The following is a 15,725-nucleotide window of genomic DNA, read 5'->3' as shown; positions in this document are numbered from 1 at the left end:
ATGAGCAAGCAGTACGACATCGTGATCGCCGGCGGCGGCGTCATCGGCGCCTCCTGCGCCTACCAGCTGTCCAAGCGCGGCAATCTGAAAATCGCCCTGATAGACGCCAAGCGGCCGGGCAACGCCTCGCGCGCCTCCGCCGGCGGCCTGTGGGCGATAGGCGAATCGGTGGGACTGGGCTGCGGCGTGATCTTCTTCCGCATGACCTCGGCCAAGCGCAAGCGCGAAGCGGCCGGCGCCGCGGTGAACGTCAGCGCCGGCGCGCCGCACATCCTGCCCAAAAGCTTTTTCGACTTCGCGCTGGCGTCCAACGCGCTGTACCCGGCCTTGCACCAGGAGCTGCGGGACAAGCACGGCGTGGATTTCAAGTTTGAGGAAACCGGGCTGAAATTCGTCATCTACGACGAAGAAGACCGGCTGTACGCCGAACACATCGCCGCGCAGATTCCCCACCTGGCCAGCCAGGTGCGCTGGCTGGACCAGGCGCAATTGCGCGCCGACGAGCCCTATGTCAGCCATAGCGCCCAGGGCGCGCTGGAATTCCTCTGCGACCACCAGGTCAGCCCCTTCCGCCTGGCCGACGCCTATACCGAGGCGGCGCGGCAAAACGGCGTCGACGTGTTCTTCAACGTCAACGTCACCGGCGTGGCGCGCCAGGGCAGCCGCGTCACCGGCGTTAGCACCGCCGAAGCCGGCGACTTTTCCTGCGGCACGCTGATCAACGCCGGCGGCTCCTGGGCCGATGAGCTATGCCAATGGGCGACCGGCCTCTCCATCCCGGTGAAGCCGGTGAAAGGCCAGATCGTGCTGTCGGAGAAAATGCCCAAGCTCTTGCGCGGCTGCATCACCACCAGCGATTGCTACATCGCGCAAAAGGACAACGGCGAAATCCTGATCGGCAGCACCACCGAGGACAAGGGCTACGACGTCAGCACCACCTACCCCGAAATCCAAGGACTGGTGCAGGGCGCCGTGCGCTGCCTGCCGGAGCTTGCGCGCATCAACATCAAGCGTTGCTGGGCCGGCTTGCGCCCGGGCACCCCGGACGAATTGCCCATCCTGGGGCCGGTCGACGGCGTGGACGGATACCTGAACGCCTGCGGCCACTTCCGCACCGGCATCCTCACCTCGGCCATCACCGGCGTGCTGCTGGACAAGCTGGCGCACCGCGAGGCCCTGCCGCTGGACATCACGCCCTTCCTGGCCAGCCGCTTCGCCGAACAGCCGCGAGACTGGCGTCTGGAAGCCCTGCACGCCTGACCCCGCCGCCCGCGCCGCGGCGGTTTTTTCCGTCCGGCGCGGGCACTCATCCAGCACTGAAATCATTTTGTCATATTACTGACGTGGATTTGTCATCAATCCCTCATACCATCGCATAAGTTTTGATAAGCCAATGGCCAAGAAGGGGAGCAATGATGAAGAACAAACTGGGTTACGCCGCCGTAGTCGGCGCGCTGAGCATGATCGCCAACTCCGCTCTGGCGGACAATCTGGCCGCACTGGCGCAAGCCGCTAAAAAGGAAGGCGAGCTGACCGTGATCGGCCTGCCGCATGACTGGTGCGGCTACGGCAACGTCATCGCCGGCTTCAAGGCCAAGTACGGCATCAAGGTGAACGAACTGAATCCGGACGCCGGCTCCGCCGACGAGCTGGAGGCCATCAAGGCCAACAAGAACAACAAGGGTCCGCAAACGCCCGACGTGATCGACGTCGGCCTCTCCTTCGGCCCGCAAGCCAAGGCCCAGGGCCTGCTGCAGCCGTACAAGGTGTCCACCTGGAAATCCATTCCGGACAACGCCAAGGACAAGGACGGCTACTGGTACGGCGACTACTACGGCGTGCTGACCTTCCAGGTCAACAAGGACCTGATCAGCAAGGCGCCGGCCGACTGGGCCGACCTGTTGAAGCCGGAATACAAGAACGCCGTGGCGCTGGCCGGCGACCCGCGCGCCGCCAACCAGGCCATCCAGGGCGTGTTCGCCGCCGGCCTGTCGCAAGCCCGCGGCGACGTGAACAAATCCGCCGACGCCGGCCTGAAATTCTTCTCGCAGCTGAACAAGAACGGCAACTTCGTGCCGGTGATCGGCAAGGCCGCCTCGCTGGCCCAGGGCACCACTCCCATCATCGTGCGCTGGGACTACAACGCGCTGGCCGACCGCGACACCCTGAAGGGCAACCCCAAGGTGGAAGTGGTGGTGCCGAAGAGCGGCGTGGTGGCCGGCGTGTACGCGCAGGGCATCAACGCCTACGCGCCGCACCCGAACGCCGCCAAGCTGTGGATGGAATACCTTTACTCCGACGAAGGCCAGGTGGCCTGGCTGAAGGGCTACTGCCACCCGATCCGCTTCAACGACCTGACCGCCCGGAAGAAGATTCCGGCCGATCTGATCGGCAAGCTGCCGGACGCCGCCGCCTACAAGAAGGCCGTGTTCCCGACCATCGAGCAGCAGGAAAGCTACAAGGCCGGCATCACCAAGCAGTGGGACAGCGTGGTGGGCAGCAGCGTCAAGTAAACCTGGCGTAGCCATATCGCACCGGGCCGCCGAAGGCGGCCTTTTTACCTGGCAAGAGAAACCATATCGATGTCCGCATCATCCGACACCATGTCCCCTCCCGGCAGCAGACTCTCCAGCGGCAAACCGCAACGCGGATCCATCCTGTCCTGGCTGGGCGTCGCCCCCTTCCTGCTGTTCGCGCTGCTGTTCCTGATCCTGCCCACCGCCTTGCTGATGGTGGGCGCTTTCCAGGACGCGCAGGGCGACTTCACGCTGGGCAATATCATCCGCCTGTTCGAACCGAATATCCTCAGCGCCTACCAGATCAGCCTGGAAATCAGCGCGGCCTCGGCCATACTGGGCACCCTGCTCGGCCTCGCGCTGGCGCTGGCGGCGATACGCGGCGGCCTGCCCGCCTGGATCCGCCCGACGCTGACCACCTTCTCAGGCGTGGCGTCCAACTTCGCCGGCATTCCGCTCGCCTTCGCCTTCCTGTCCACGCTGGGCCGGATGGGGCTGATGACCATGCTGTTGCGCAAATACCTGGACTTCGACCTGTACGGCAGCGGCTTTTCCATTCTCAGCTTCGCCGGCCTCACCCTCACTTACCTGTATTTCCAGGTGCCCTTGATGGTGCTGATCATCGCTCCGGCGGTGGAGGGCCTGAAGGATGAATGGCGCGAAGCCTGCGAAAGCCTGGGCGGCTCCGGCTTCGCCTACTGGCGCCACATCGCGCTGCCGGTGCTGTGGCCCAGCCTGGCCGGCGCCGCGCTGCTGCTGTTCGCCAACGCCTTCGGCGCGGTGGCCACCGCCTACGCGCTGACCGGCAGCTCATTGAATATCGTGACCATTCTGCTGTACGCGCAAATCCACGGCGACGTGCTGCACGACCAGAACCTGGGCTACGCGCTGGCGTTGGGCATGGTTCTGATCACCGGCAGCGCCAACGCCGGCTACATCTGGCTGCGCAAGCGCAGCCACCGGGAGGCCGCATGAAAACCGCCGCCACTTCGCGCCTGGGCGCCTGGATCGCCATTTTGCTCGGCAGCGGCTACTTCCTGCTGCCCTTGATCGCCACCTTCGAATTCAGCCTGAAGATGAAACGCGAAGGCTATAGCTTCGAAGCCTACAAGGTGGTGCTGAGCGACCCCGGCTTCCAGGCCAGCTTCGGCTATTCCGCGCTGCTGGCGTTGCTGACCATCCTGGCCGGCATCCTGCTGGTGGTGCCCACCGCCTTCTGGGTGCAGCTGAAGCTGCCGCGGCTGCGGCCGCTGATCGAGTTTCTCACCCTGCTGCCGCTGGTGATCCCGGCCATCGTGCTGGTATTCGGCTACCTGCGCCTGTACGGCAGCGGCGGCTGGCTGCCGCTGACCGGCAACGAGCGCGGCACCGACCTGCTGTTGGTGTTCGGCTACGTGACGCTGGCCCTGCCCTATCTGTACCGCTCGGTCGACACCGGCTTGTCGGCGATAGACGTGCGCTCGCTGACCGAGGCGGCGCAGAGCCTCGGCAGTGGCTGGTTCGACATCCTCAGGCTGGTGATCTTCCCCAACCTGAAAACCGCCATCCTGTCCGGCGCCTTCCTGACCTTCGCCATCGTCATCGGCGAGTTCACGCTGGCCAGCCTGCTGGCGCGCCCGGCCTTCGGCCCCTATCTGCAATTGATCGGCGCCAACCGCGCCTACGAGCCGGCCGCGCTGGCCATCATCGCCTTCCTGGTCACCTGGGCGGCGATGGGCCTGATGCAGGTGGTCAGCCGCAACCGCGCCGCCCTCGGCGCCGATGAACACTGAATTGGAAACGGAAAGCATCATGGCATTTCTGCAAATCGACCATCTGAACAAGCGCTTCGGCCAGCAGGCCGTGGTCCACGACTTCAACATGAAGGTGGAGGCCGGCGAGTTCGTCACCTTCCTCGGGCCGTCCGGCTGCGGCAAGACCACGGTGCTGCGCATGATCGCCGGCTTCGAAACACCCAGCGGCGGCGCCATCCGCCTGGCCGGCGACGACATCACCCACCAGTCGCCGCAGAAGCGCGGCATCGGCATGGTGTTCCAGAGCTACGCGCTGTTTCCCAATATGAACGTGGCCGACAACATCGCCTTCGGCCTGAAGATGCAGAAGCGCGGCGCCGACGAGATCCGCCGCAAAGTCGGCGAGGTGATCGCGCTGGTGGAGCTGAACGGCCGCGAGAAACACTTTCCGCACCAACTGTCCGGCGGCCAGCGCCAGCGCGTGGCCCTGGCTCGCGCGCTGGTGGTGGAGCCGCGCGTGCTGCTGCTGGACGAGCCCTTGTCGGCGCTGGATGCCCGCATCCGCAAAAACCTGCGCGAGCAGATCCGCGACATCCAGCGCCGCCTGGGCCTGACCACCGTCTTCGTCACCCATGACCAGGAAGAAGCGCTGACGATGTCGGACCGCATCTTCGTGATGAACCAGGGCAAGGTGGAGCAAGAAGGCGCGGCGGAAACCATCTACACCCAGCCGGCCACCGAGTTCGTCGCCCGCTTCATGGGCAACTACAACCTGCTGTCCGCGCAGCAAAGCCAGGCGCTGCTGGGCCTGGACATCCAGGGCCATCTGGCGATACGTCCGGAATCCATCCAGCTGGCCGATGCCGGCGAGGCCGGCGCCGACACGCTGCCGGCGGTGATCCGCCAACACCAGCTATTGGGCAACATCATCCGCTACCAGGTGGAGTCCCGCGGCGCCACGCTGCAGGTGGACCGTCTCAACCGCAACGCCGGCGACCTGCTGGCCAGCGGCACCGAGGTGCGGCTGCGCATCTCGCGCGAAGACATCCGCGAAGTGCGTTGAAAACCGCGGCGCGCGCAAAACGAAACCCGGCCAGGCGGCCGGGTTTTCCATAGGCGGGCGCGCGCCGAGGCTAGGCCGGCTTGTCGTCGTCGCCCTGCTGGAAATACTGCATCTGCCGGCGCAGGCTGTCCGCGCGCATCGCCACTTCCTGCGCCGCCGCCGACAATTCCTCGCTGGCCGCGGCGTTGCCCTGCGACAGCTGGTTCAGCCTTTGCATCGCCTCGTTGATGCCGCCCACCCGCTGCGACTGCACCGTGGCTTCCTGCGAGATGCCGCGCACCAATTCCAGCGTCCGCTGGCTGGAGTCGACGATGTCGCTCAGCTGCCGGCCGGCGCTCTCCGCCAGCTGCACGCTGCGGTTCGCCACCTGGTCGATCTCCTTGGCCGCCGCCTGGCTGCGCTTCGCCAGCTTGCGCACCTCGTCGGCCACCACCGCGAAGCCCCTGCCGTGCTCGCCGGCCCGCGCCGCCTCTATCGCCGCGTTCAGCGCCAATAGATTGGTCTGGTAGGCAATGTCGTCGATGATGGTGGTGCGGCGCGCGATCTCCCGCATCGCCGCGATGGTCTGCTGCACCACCTGGTTGCCGTCCGCCGCCTGCCCGGTCGCGGTATCGGCCATGCCGCCGGCCCGGTTGGCGTCGCCGGCCATCTCGGCCATGCTGCGCGCGATCTCGTCCACCGCGCTGCTGGCGCCCTCCACGTCGACCGACGCGCGCGCCGCGCCCTGCGACAAGCCCTGCGAAGCCGAATTCAGCTCGGTGGACGCGTTGGCCACCGCATCCGCGTCCTGCTTCACCTGCAGGATCACCCCCGACAGCCGGTCGCCCATCTGGCGGATGTGCGCGGCCAGGCTGTGGTCGTCGCCGGCCGCCAGCGGCAGAAAGAAATCCAGCCGCCCGGCCGACAATTCGCGCATGCCCTGCGCCACCTCGTCGGGCTCGGCGCCCAGCGTGCGGATGATGTTGCGCCCCACCAGCACTGCCAGCGCGATGGGCAGCAACAGGAACAGCAGACCCAGCAGCACCAGATAGCCATGCAGGCGCGCGCTATGCGCCTGGCCCTCCACCCGCTGCCGGATCTGCTGCAGCAGGTCCTGCTGCACCTGGTACAGCGACGCCACCCGCTGGCTGGCCGCGGCGAACCACTCCTCCGGCGTCGCGCTCTGCATCGCGCCGGCGCCGCGCGCCAGCACCGCGTCGCGCGCCGACTCGAACTGGCGGCTGCGCATCATGGCGTTGCGCAGCAGCGCGTCGTCGCCGCCGTACTGCCGATATTGCGTCCGGCACAGTTCTTCCTGCGACACCACCCCGCTCACCTGGCGGAAATTGGTGATGGTGAAGCTGCCCACCGTCAGCACGCCGGTGATCAGCCCGCGGGTGCGGCCGGTGTACTCCTTCTGGCAATTCACCGCCGACCACTGCAAGATCAGCGCCTGTACGTCCTGGGTCTGGGCGTTGAACAGGGTGATGATGCGGGACAGCTGCTCGATCATGTCGGAATAGCGGTTGAAGGCGGGGTCGGGCGAAATATGGCGGTTGTCGACATCGCGCCGCAGCTGCGCCAGTTGTTCCGGCCGCGGCGCGCTGGTTTCCAGGTAATGGCGCAGCGCATCAGACAGCTCTGCCTGCGGCTGGCGCAGCAGCTTCTGCAAGGCGGCGGAGGCCCCGTCGCGCGCCCGTCCCAGCTGCGCCGGCAAGGCCTGGTGCCGGTTCAGGTAGCCGTAGCTCAAGCCGCGCTCGTCCTGCAGCGACTGGATCAGCTCGCCGACCATCGCGATGTTTTCCGTCAGCGTCTGGTCGCGATTCAGCGCCTGCAGCAGCTGGCGCTGGTTCCAGGCATAGCCGATCGCCACGAAAAACAAGGCCAGCACCAGCGGCGCGATCAGCAACACCAGCTTGTGGGCAACCGTAAAGCGCACTCGCATGCTCACCCCCGACGCGCAAGAACACTTCACTATAGGAAAGACGGCGCGGCGCGCGCCAAACCGCGCGGATCAGCCCAGCCGGAGCAGATCCTCCGGCGTATCGATATCCAGCAGCACGCCGGCGTCGTCCAGCTCCAGCCGCAACGCCTGGCTCCAGTCCAGCGCGTCGCGCGCGCCGATGTCTCCGGACAGATCGAGCAAAGCCGGCAGGCACGCGCCGGGCAGGCCGCGCGGATGGCCGGCCTGGCCCAGGTAGCAGGGCAGCACCGGCCGGCCGTGCCACAGCGCCGCCGCCACCTGGCTGACGGTGTGCGGCCGCACCAGCGGCATGTCCGCCAGGCCCAGCACCAGGCCGCGGCATTGCGGCAGCGCCAGCGCCCAGGCGGCGGCGCAGGCCAGCGAATGGCCAAGGCCGGCGCGATTGAGCCGGCAGGCCAGCGGCGTCGCGCCCAACTGGCGGCACAGCGCGGCGCCGAAGGCGTCGTCCTCCGGCAGCGCCACCGCCAATACGTCCACCTGGCCGACGAAAGCCTGCAGGCTGGCTTCCAGCAGCGTGCGGCCATCCGGCAGCGCGGCCTGCCGCTTGTCGCCGCCGAAGCGCCGCCCCGCTCCGGCCGCCAGCATGGCCCCGGCTATCATGCGCGGCAAGTCCGCGCCGCGCCGGCGACGCCCGGCCGCGCGCGCTCGCTGCGGCTGGCGATCAGGTCGGCGGCGATGGAGACGGCGATCTCGGCCGGCGTGCGCGAGCCTATAGCCAGCCCCACCGGGCCGTGCAGCCGCTCCAGCTGCGCCGGCGACAGGCCGAAGTGCTCGGCCAGCCGCGCCTTGCGCTTCAGGGTGGTGGCGGCAGAACCCAGCGCGCCGACGTAATGGCAGGGCAGCCTGAGCGCCTCCATCAACGCCAGGTCATCCAGCTTGGGATCATGCGTGACCGCCACCACCGCGGTGCGGCTGTCGCAGCCGAAAGCCAGCACCAGGTCGTCCGGCATCTCGCCGGACAGACGCGCGCCGGACAGGCTCCAGCCTTGGCTGTATTCGCTGCGCGGATCGCACACCGTCACCGCGTAATCCAGCGTCACCGCGATCTGCGCCAGATAGGCGCCCAGCTCCGACGCGCCGATGATCAGCAGCCGCCAGCGCGGTCCGTGCAACACGCCGAAGCCTTGTTCGTCCTCGGCGAACTCGCCCGGCGGGCCGGCGTCGGACAACGCTGCCGCGCCGTCGCGGTAGCGCACCGTCCGCCACAGGCAGCGCTGCGCGCGCACCGCGTCCAGCAACAGGCGCAGCTGGCCCGCGTCCGGCGCCGGCTCCACCGCCACCCGCAGGCTGTTGCCGCAGGGCAGCCGGTAGCGCTGGCGCTCCTCGACGCTGACGCCGAAGCTGCGCACCCGCACCGCCGTCTCCCGGCCGAAAAAGCCGCCGGCGACGATCTCCCGCCCCAGGTCATCCTCGACGCAGCCGCCGGACACCGAGCCGAACACCGCGCCGTCGTCGCGGATCAGCGCCATCGCCCCCGGCGGCCTGGGGCTGCCGCCGAAGGTGGACAGCACCGTCACCAAAGCGGCGCGCCGGCCGGACTCCAGCCAGGACAGCGCCTGGCTCAGCACTTCCTCGACATTGCCTTGCATGGCGGCCTCAGCGCGGGCAATAAGCGCCGCTGTCCGCCCAACGCCGCACCGCCGCATGGAAGTCCTGCTGCGACAGGGGCGGCGTCGCGCGGCCGGCGCCGGGCTTCCATGCCCATTGCACCAGCGGATCGGCGGTCATGTGCGCCACCAGCGCCGGAACGTCGCGGTTGCCGTTGCGCGTCTTGTCCAGCAGCCGCCGGCAGATCTGCCCGCCGCTCAGGCCTTCCCAGCCCATCGCCAGCGGCGCCAGATGCCAGTTGGGCGCGCCCGGCACCAGGCCGTCGGCGGAGTTGGCCGCCTGGTGGCAGGCCATGCACATCAGCGACGGCGCGCCCATATTGTCCGGCCCGCGCCGGATCAGCTGCGCGTGCGGATGGCGGTCGTCGCCCTGGCGCGGAAAGTCGGTGACGGTGTGGCAGTTCATGCAGCGCGGCGACTGCAGCACCTTGGCCACTTCGCCATAGGCCCGCAGCGACGCCGACGGGTCGCCGCCCGCCCAGGCTGCCGGCAAAGCGGCCGCCAGCGCCCAGCCCAGGATCATGGTTTTTCTCATGGCCGCCTCCTCATACCATCTGATAGCCGTGGCGGATCAGCGGCAGCTCGCGCCGCCGCTTGCCCGACGCCGCGTGGACGGCGTTGGCCAGCGCCGGCGCCACCAGCGGCACCGCCGGCTCGCCGGTGCCGCCCGGCGCTTCGTCGCTGGCGACGATGGAGACATCCACCTTCGGCGCCTGGAACATCCTGACGATCTGGTAGCCGTCGAAGTTTTTCTGCTCGACTTCGCCGTCCTTGAAGGTGATTGCGCCGAACAGCGCCGCCGACAGGCCGAACATGATGCCGCCCTCCATCTGCGCGGCCACCTGGTCGGGATTGACCACAACCCCGCAATCCACCGCGCACCAGACATGCAGCACTTTCAATTCCTTGCCCTTCACCGCCACCTCCACCACCTGGGCAACATGGCTGCCGAAGGAGGCATGCACCGCCGCCCCCAGGCCGTGGCCCTTGGGCAGCTTGCGGCCCCAGCCGGCCATCCGCGCCGCCTCGCGCAGCACCGCCTGCTCGCGCGGCGCCTTGTCCATCAGCGCCAGCCGGTAGGCCACCGGGTCGCGGCGCGCCAGCCGCGCCAGCTCGTCGATGAAGCTTTCCTTGGCGAAGGCGCTGTGCGAATGGCCGACCGAGCGCCACCACAGCACCGGCAGCGGAATCTCCGGCGTATGCAGGTCCAGCGCCAGCGCCGGCAGCGCGTAGGGCATGTCGTCGGTGCCCTCCACCGATACCGCGTCGATGCCGTTCTTCACCATCATCGGCGCGAACGGCGTGCCGGCCAGAATGGACTGGCCGACGCCGGTCTGCAGCCAGGCGGCCGGCTTGCCGTCCGCGGCTATGCCGCCGCGCACGCGGTCCAGCCACATCGGCCGGTAATAGGCGCCGGCCAGATCGTCGTCGCGGGTCCACATCAGCCGCACCGGCAGATCCTGACCATGTTGCTTGGCCACTTCCAGCGCCTCTCTCAGCCAATCGGATCCCACCGGCACCGCGCGCCGGCCGAAACCGCCGCCAAGAAAGGTGGTATGCAGCGAAACCTGCTCCGGCTTCAGCCCGGTCATCGCCGCCGCCATGCCGGCGTCTATGGTCTGCGACTGGGTGCCGCTCCAGATTTCGCAGCTGCCCGGCTTCAGCCAGACCACGCAATTGAGCGGCTCCATCGGCGAATGCGACAGATACGGCGCCTCGTACCAGGCCTCCAGTTGCTTGGCCGCGCCGGCCAATGCGGAATCGGCGTCGCCGACGCCGCGGTAATGCTGGCCGGGCCGCGACGCCAGTTCGCGGTAGTGGGCGCGCAGCCGGGCCGAATCCAGGCTGGCGTTGGCGCCGCGGTCCCACTCAACTTCCAGCAGGTCGCGCGCCTTCTTGGCCGGCCAGAAGCCATCGGCCAGCACCGCGACGCCGTTGCTGATCGCGAACACGGCCTTGACGCCGGGCACCGCCCTGGCCGCGTCGGCATTGAAGCCCTTGGGCTTGCCGCCGTAGCTGGGGCAGCGCTTGACCAGCGCCGTCAGCATGCCGGGCAGGCGGACATCCATCGCGAACTGCGCGCGGCCGTCCAGCTTCTCGCCGCCGTCCACCCGATGCACGCGGGTGCCCAGCAGCTTCCAGCGATGGCGCGGCTTCAGCGCCACCGTGTCCGGCACCGGCAGCTTGCCGGCGGCCTCGGTCAGCTCGCCGTAGCCCAGGCTGGCGCCGTTGGCGTTATTGAACACCCGGCTGTTTTCGGCGCGGCATTGCGCGGCAGGCACGCGCCAGCGCTGGGCGGCGGCGGCTATCAGCATGTCGCGCGCGGCGGCGCCTATCTTGCGGTACTGGTCGTAGCTGGACAGCGTGCTGGTGCTGCCGCCGGTGATCTGGATATGGAAGGCGGTATGGACGTAGATGGGCGCCGCCGGCGCCGACACCACCTGGATCCGGCTCCAGTCGCACTCCAGCTCCTCGGCGATCAGCATCGCCAGCGAGGTGTAGATGCCCTGCCCCATTTCCGACTTGTTGCTGACGATGGTGACGCCGCCGTCCTTCTCGATGCGGACGAAGGCATTCGGCGTCGGGATGGCGCCGCCCGCGCCGGCCGCCCGCGCCAGCCCGCCGTTCGGCAGCACGAAACCCAGGCACAAGGCGCCGCCCACCATGCCGCCGGCCTTGAGAAAGGCGCGGCGGGAGATTCCGCTTACGCTCATCTCGGCCTCCTATAACAGTTTGGCGGCGGCGTGGATCGCCGCGCGGATGCGGGGATAGGTGCCGCAGCGGCACAGATTGCCGCTGAGGGCCAGGTCGATGTCGCGGTCGCTGGGATGGGGGTTGGCGCTGAGCAAGGCGGTGGCGGCCAGCACCTGGCCGCTCTGGCAGAAGCCGCATTGCACCACGTCCAGATCGTGCCAGGCCTGCTTCACCGCCTGCGCCACCTTGCCGGCGTTGCCTTCTATGGTGGTGATGCTGTCATCGGCGGCCAGCGTGGAGATGGGCGTCACGCAGGCGCGTATCGCCAGGCCATTCTTCAGCACCGTACAGGCGCCGCACAGCGCCGCGCCGCAGCCGAACTTGGTGCCGGTCAGGCCCAGTTCGTCGCGCAATGCCCACAGGATGGGCGTGTCCGGAGAGGAGCCCAGCTCCACCTCCTTGCCGTTGATGGAAACCTTCATGCCTGCCTCCCGTTCCGAAAAACGCGAGACGACGGCCAGGAAACGGCCGCCGTCCGGATGCGAACCGGCGCCGCGCGGTTTCCCGCCGCGGCGCCGCTGCAATCACTATAGGCGCTATCGGTGCGGACTCAAGCCGGCGGGGCTCAGCCTCCCCGCTGCAGGCAGCGCTGGTAGCGGCCGTCGACGCGGCGCGCGAACCACTCGGTGGTGAGCTTGTGGGTGAACTTGGGGCTGACCAGCACGATCTGCGGAATGATCTCGCGCGGGGCCTTGGGGCCGGCCAGCGCGAACACCTTCTGGTACAGCTGGCTCTGGCCGAAGCCGGACAGCTTCTCCTGCTGCAGATCGCGCTGCATTTCCGCATTGCTCATCCCCAGCCGGCCGGCGATGGACTGCAGCGCGCGCTGGGTGTCGCTGACCGCGCCGGACAGCACGCGGTTCATCTTGTCGGAATACAGCATGATGTCGCCGTCCAGCGCCAGCTTGCGGCCGGACAGGCGGGCCACCGCCTGCTGGAAGGCGGCGTTGCGGCTGGCGTAGCGGCCGGCGTTGTAGTCGGCGAAACGGTACACCATTTCATGATACGGCGCCGGGTATTGCAGCAGGATGGCGGTGCCGAAGTAGACGCTGCCGCGGCGGGTGAACACTTCGTCGCGCAGGCTGGAATAGTTGTACGGATACGGCCAGGCGCGGACGTGGGTTTCGGCGAAGGCGACGCTGACCTGCATCGGCCCGCCGTCGCGGATCGGGTTCTTGTGCTCGAAGATGGTCTGGCCGAACGGCAGCTCGCGCACCATGTCTTCATACAGCGCGTTCATTTCGCGCTTGGTGCGCAGCGCGTCCACCCGCTGCTTGTAGGTACGGCCGTCGGGCGATTTCTTGCTCATCGCCGCGTCCACCACGAAAGACGGTATCAGGTATTTCTGCCGGCGCTGGTCAATCTCGCCCCAAACGATCTTGGACAGATTCGGCACCACCGGATCGGAGCTGAAGCCGGACTCCTGCTCCGCCACCGCCAGCACCGCGCAGAAGAACTGCGGCGTGTACGGAATCTTCAGATGGCTGAACGCGCCCATCACGTCATTGCTCCAGCCCTTGCGGTCGGGGATGCCCGGCGGCAGCAGCCGGTCCAGCAAAGCGCGGCCCTGGCTGTCGGAAATGACGGCGGGCGGCTGCACCGGCCGGGCGATGGGCAGCGACGGCACCTGCACTGGCGCCGAGGCCGGCGGCGGCGTTTGCGGCAGTGTTTCCACCGCCGGCGCGGAGGCCGGCTCTTCCGGAACCGGCGCGACGATGGGAGCGGGAGCGGAGGCGGGATTCGGCGGCGTGGCGCAAGCGGCCAGCAGCAGGCAGCCGGATAACAGTGTCAGACGGACTTTCAAGGCGGTCTCGCAAAACGGGCAAAGCGGCAGTGTAGCCCAGCCCGGGCGCGTTTGGCATGCGCCGGCTCAACGCAGGTCGAAATGATTGATGCTGCCGTCCTGATGCATGGAGGCGATGGCGCGGTCCAAGCGCGCCAGCACCGCGTCATCCAGCTTGCGGTTGCAGGCCAAGGCCACATCCAGCGTGTCCAGCACCAGCGCCACCCGCGGCTGCGGCATGCCCAGCCGCCGCGCCAGCGACGCCACGCCGACGTCCAGCATCGCCCACAGGTCCAGCCGGCCCAATTGCAGCTTCTCCAGCCCGCCGAAATAATCGGCGCTCTCCTCCGGCGCCAGCCCGCGCGCCCTCAGCCGCGCCGCCGCCATGGTGCCGCGCATCGCGCCTATCCGCAAACCGCGCGCCTCATCCAGGCTGCGCAGCCGGCGGGCGTCACCATCGCGCGCCAGCAGCACCAGCCGCATCGGCAGCAGCGTGGCGGTCCACTTGTAACGCTCGCCCAGTTCCGGCAGCCGCGCCATCGGCGAGCAGGCGTCGACCTGCTGCTCCACCAGCAGCCGGGCCCGCGCCTGCGGATAGGCGGCGAAGCGGAAATCGACGCCGGCGCGGCGCCCCACCTCGCGCATCAGGTCGATGCCGGTGCCCTCCATGGTGACGCCGTCGGCCGCCAGCGCGATCACCCCGGGAATCTGGGTGGTCAGCACCTGCAATGTTTCCGCGCGAGGCGCGCCGGCCAGCAGGCCGAACAGCAACAGCCCCATCCACCGCATTTCGCCGCTCCGCCGGGTTCGCACAGTCTGAACCATAGCAAAACGGGAGGCTCGCGCCTCCCGTTGTCCCTTTTCCACCTATCCGCTTAGATGCCAGCCGCCATGATCCAGCCTATCAGCAGCGGCGCCAGCGCCATGCAGAAGCCGCGCATGCACTGCATCGCCCGCGGCGAGCGGCCGGACGACAGCTCGGCCTTCACCACCGGCCAGGCCTTCCAGCCGACGAACAGCGCCAGCAACAATTCTCCGGCCGGCATCAGCAGCTTGGAGGTGACGAAATCCAGCAGATCGAAGAAATTCATCCCGCCCAGCTGGTAATCGCCCCACACGCCCAGCGACAGCGAAGCCGGAATGCCCAGCAGGAAGATGCCGGCGGCCATCAGCCAGGCGGCGGCGCGGCGCGACATGCCCCATTCGTCGATGGCGAAGCTGGTCACCACCTCCAGCAGCGAAACGGAGGACGTCAGCGCCGCCAGCAGCAGCAGGCAGAAGAACAGCACCGCGAACAATTGCCCCAGCGGCAGGTGGGCGAACACCGCCGGCATGGTGATGAAAGTGAGGCCGGGACCGGCGGACGGGTCGAAGCCGAAGGCGAACACCGCCGGCAGCACCATCAGGCCGGCCAGGAAGCAGGTCGCCACCGTCAGCAGGATCACCCACAGCGCCGAACCCAGCAGCTTGGATTCGCGGCCGACATAGGAGCCGTAGGTGATCATGATGCCCAGGCCCAGCGACAGCGAGAAGAAGGCCAGCCCCAGCGCGTCCACCAGCATGGCGGCGCTCGCCTTGGAGAAGTCCGGCGCGACGAAGTAGCCGACGCCCTCCAGCGCGCCCGGCAGCGTCAGCCCGCGCGCGATCAGCACCAGCATCAGCGCGAACAGCGCCGGCATCAGCAGCTTGGACAGCGCCTCGATGCCCTTCTGCACGCCGCCGGCCACCACCGCCAGCGTCAGCAGCGCGAAGCCGCCGTGATACAGCAGCGGCTGCGCCGGATCGCTGATGAAGCCGTTGAAAATGGCGCCTAGCGCCTTGGGGTCGGATGTCATGATGCCGCCCTGCAGCGACTTGACGATGTAGGCGATGGTCCAACCGCCTACCACGCTGTAGAACGACAAAATCAAAAAGCACACCAGCACGCCCATATAGCCGATCACCGGCCAGAAGCCGCCGGCCACCTTGCGGAAAGCGCCGACCGCGCCGGCGCCGGTGGCGCGTCCCAGCGCCATTTCCGCCAGCATCAGCACCAGCCCCAGCGTCAGGCAGATGCCGAGGTAGATGAACAAAAACGCGCCGCCGCCGTTGGTGGCGGCCACGTAGGGAAACTTCCAGATGGCGCCCAGCCCGATGGCGGAGCCGGCCGCCGCGAGAATGAAACCGAGGCGCGAGCCCCATTGAGATCTAGCCATGTCCTGTCACTTCTTTGTCGTATTGGTTTTTTGAAAGCGCATGCCGCGCCCGCGGCGCGCGAAAACGCGTTCCGTCCGAGCGGGAAAAGCTTGGGTGCCGATATCCGTCCC

General features: G+C 68.1%; 14 protein-coding genes. 5 read left to right on the top strand and 9 right to left on the bottom strand.

The annotated features are described in order from the left end of the window. From hcnC to MY55_RS04835, 5 genes are all read left to right on the top strand, one after another. Positions 1-1,260 carry a cyanide-forming glycine dehydrogenase subunit HcnC gene (gene hcnC, locus MY55_RS04855; RefSeq protein WP_043577954.1) on the top strand — a complete coding sequence of 420 codons (1,260 nt, stop codon included), beginning with the start codon at positions 1-3 and terminating at the stop codon, positions 1,258-1,260. Positions 1,261-1,412: 152 nt separating this feature from the next. Next, positions 1,413-2,513 (top strand): ABC transporter substrate-binding protein, encoded by a 1,101-nt coding sequence (locus MY55_RS04850; protein WP_043577957.1) that lies wholly within the window; start codon positions 1,413-1,415, stop codon positions 2,511-2,513. Positions 2,514-2,582: 69 nt separating this feature from the next. Then, complete coding sequence (locus MY55_RS04845; protein ID WP_043577960.1) at positions 2,583-3,491, top strand: ABC transporter permease; 909 nt, start codon at positions 2,583-2,585, stop codon at positions 3,489-3,491. Next, entirely contained in the window at positions 3,488-4,288 is an 801-nt protein-coding gene (locus MY55_RS04840; RefSeq protein ID WP_043577962.1) for an ABC transporter permease, read from the top strand. Before MY55_RS04845 ends, MY55_RS04840 begins: the two co-directional genes overlap by 4 nt. A 19-nt stretch (positions 4,289-4,307) precedes the next feature. Continuing rightward, a complete protein-coding gene (locus MY55_RS04835; RefSeq protein WP_043578145.1) occupies positions 4,308-5,312 on the top strand; it encodes an ABC transporter ATP-binding protein in 1,005 nt (334 codons plus the stop codon). A 70-nt stretch (positions 5,313-5,382) separates the two neighbouring features. On the opposite strand, the gene MY55_RS04830 is transcribed toward MY55_RS04835, so the two are convergent. The 9 genes from MY55_RS04830 to MY55_RS04790 form a co-directional block, all read right to left on the bottom strand. After that, positions 5,383-7,236, bottom strand: coding sequence for a methyl-accepting chemotaxis protein (locus tag MY55_RS04830; protein ID WP_081284628.1), 1,854 nt, complete (start codon positions 7,234-7,236; stop codon positions 5,383-5,385). Positions 7,237-7,305: 69 nt separating this feature from the next. Beyond that, positions 7,306-7,875: a nucleotidyltransferase family protein gene (locus tag MY55_RS04825; RefSeq protein ID WP_065202092.1), complete on the bottom strand. Its 570-nt coding sequence runs from the start codon at positions 7,873-7,875 to the stop codon at positions 7,306-7,308. After that, positions 7,872-8,864 carry an XdhC family protein gene (locus tag MY55_RS04820; RefSeq protein WP_043577965.1) on the bottom strand — a complete coding sequence of 331 codons (993 nt, stop codon included), beginning with the start codon at positions 8,862-8,864 and terminating at the stop codon, positions 7,872-7,874. The genes MY55_RS04825 and MY55_RS04820 overlap by 4 nt, the downstream gene beginning before the upstream one ends. A 7-nt stretch (positions 8,865-8,871) precedes the next feature. Further along, positions 8,872-9,417 (bottom strand): hypothetical protein, encoded by a 546-nt coding sequence (locus tag MY55_RS04815; protein ID WP_146008466.1) that lies wholly within the window; start codon positions 9,415-9,417, stop codon positions 8,872-8,874. Positions 9,418-9,427: 10 nt separating this feature from the next. After that, on the bottom strand, positions 9,428-11,596 hold the full coding sequence (locus MY55_RS04810) for a xanthine dehydrogenase family protein molybdopterin-binding subunit (RefSeq protein ID WP_047249115.1): 2,169 nt from the start codon (positions 11,594-11,596) through the stop codon (positions 9,428-9,430). A gap of 9 nt (positions 11,597-11,605) precedes the next feature. Beyond that, a complete protein-coding gene (locus MY55_RS04805) occupies positions 11,606-12,058 on the bottom strand; it encodes a (2Fe-2S)-binding protein (RefSeq protein ID WP_043578156.1) in 453 nt (150 codons plus the stop codon). 143 nt (positions 12,059-12,201) lie between these two features. Beyond that, entirely contained in the window at positions 12,202-13,440 is a 1,239-nt protein-coding gene (locus MY55_RS04800; RefSeq protein ID WP_047244378.1) for a DUF1615 domain-containing protein, read from the bottom strand. A gap of 66 nt (positions 13,441-13,506) precedes the next feature. Continuing rightward, the gene (locus tag MY55_RS04795; protein WP_053006638.1) at positions 13,507-14,208 is read right to left on the bottom strand and encodes a substrate-binding periplasmic protein; all 702 of its coding nucleotides are present in this window, start codon (positions 14,206-14,208) and stop codon (positions 13,507-13,509) included. 86 nt (positions 14,209-14,294) lie between these two features. After that, a complete protein-coding gene (locus tag MY55_RS04790) occupies positions 14,295-15,614 on the bottom strand; it encodes a sodium-dependent transporter (RefSeq protein ID WP_065202044.1) in 1,320 nt (439 codons plus the stop codon). Positions 15,615-15,725: the final 111 nt, after the last annotated feature.

Source organism: Chromobacterium subtsugae (genome assembly GCF_001676875.1).
In the GTDB taxonomy this organism is placed as follows: domain Bacteria; phylum Pseudomonadota; class Gammaproteobacteria; order Burkholderiales; family Chromobacteriaceae; genus Chromobacterium; species Chromobacterium subtsugae.
This window is presented reverse-complemented; position numbering and strand designations above follow the sequence as displayed.

Bases quoted from the DNA above. Each gene is read 5' to 3' on its own strand.
- MY55_RS04835 (WP_043578145.1), top strand. From the start codon at position 4,308: ATGGCATTTCTGCAAATCGACCATCTGAACAAGCGCTTCGGCCAGCAG.
- MY55_RS04830 (WP_081284628.1), bottom strand. From the start codon at position 7,236: ATGCGAGTGCGCTTTACGGTTGCCCACAAGCTGGTGTTGCTGATCGCG.
- MY55_RS04845 (WP_043577960.1), top strand. From the start codon at position 2,583: ATGTCCGCATCATCCGACACCATGTCCCCTCCCGGCAGCAGACTCTCC.
- MY55_RS04815 (WP_146008466.1), bottom strand. From the start codon at position 9,417: ATGAGAAAAACCATGATCCTGGGCTGGGCGCTGGCGGCCGCTTTGCCG.
- MY55_RS04850 (WP_043577957.1), top strand. From the start codon at position 1,413: ATGATGAAGAACAAACTGGGTTACGCCGCCGTAGTCGGCGCGCTGAGC.
- MY55_RS04795 (WP_053006638.1), bottom strand. From the start codon at position 14,208: ATGCGGTGGATGGGGCTGTTGCTGTTCGGCCTGCTGGCCGGCGCGCCT.
- MY55_RS04825 (WP_065202092.1), bottom strand. From the start codon at position 7,875: ATGATAGCCGGGGCCATGCTGGCGGCCGGAGCGGGGCGGCGCTTCGGC.
- MY55_RS04790 (WP_065202044.1), bottom strand. From the start codon at position 15,614: ATGGCTAGATCTCAATGGGGCTCGCGCCTCGGTTTCATTCTCGCGGCG.
- MY55_RS04820 (WP_043577965.1), bottom strand. From the start codon at position 8,864: ATGCAAGGCAATGTCGAGGAAGTGCTGAGCCAGGCGCTGTCCTGGCTG.
- MY55_RS04840 (WP_043577962.1), top strand. From the start codon at position 3,488: ATGAAAACCGCCGCCACTTCGCGCCTGGGCGCCTGGATCGCCATTTTG.
- MY55_RS04810 (WP_047249115.1), bottom strand. From the start codon at position 11,596: ATGAGCGTAAGCGGAATCTCCCGCCGCGCCTTTCTCAAGGCCGGCGGC.
- MY55_RS04805 (WP_043578156.1), bottom strand. From the start codon at position 12,058: ATGAAGGTTTCCATCAACGGCAAGGAGGTGGAGCTGGGCTCCTCTCCG.
- hcnC (WP_043577954.1), top strand. From the start codon at position 1: ATGAGCAAGCAGTACGACATCGTGATCGCCGGCGGCGGCGTCATCGGC.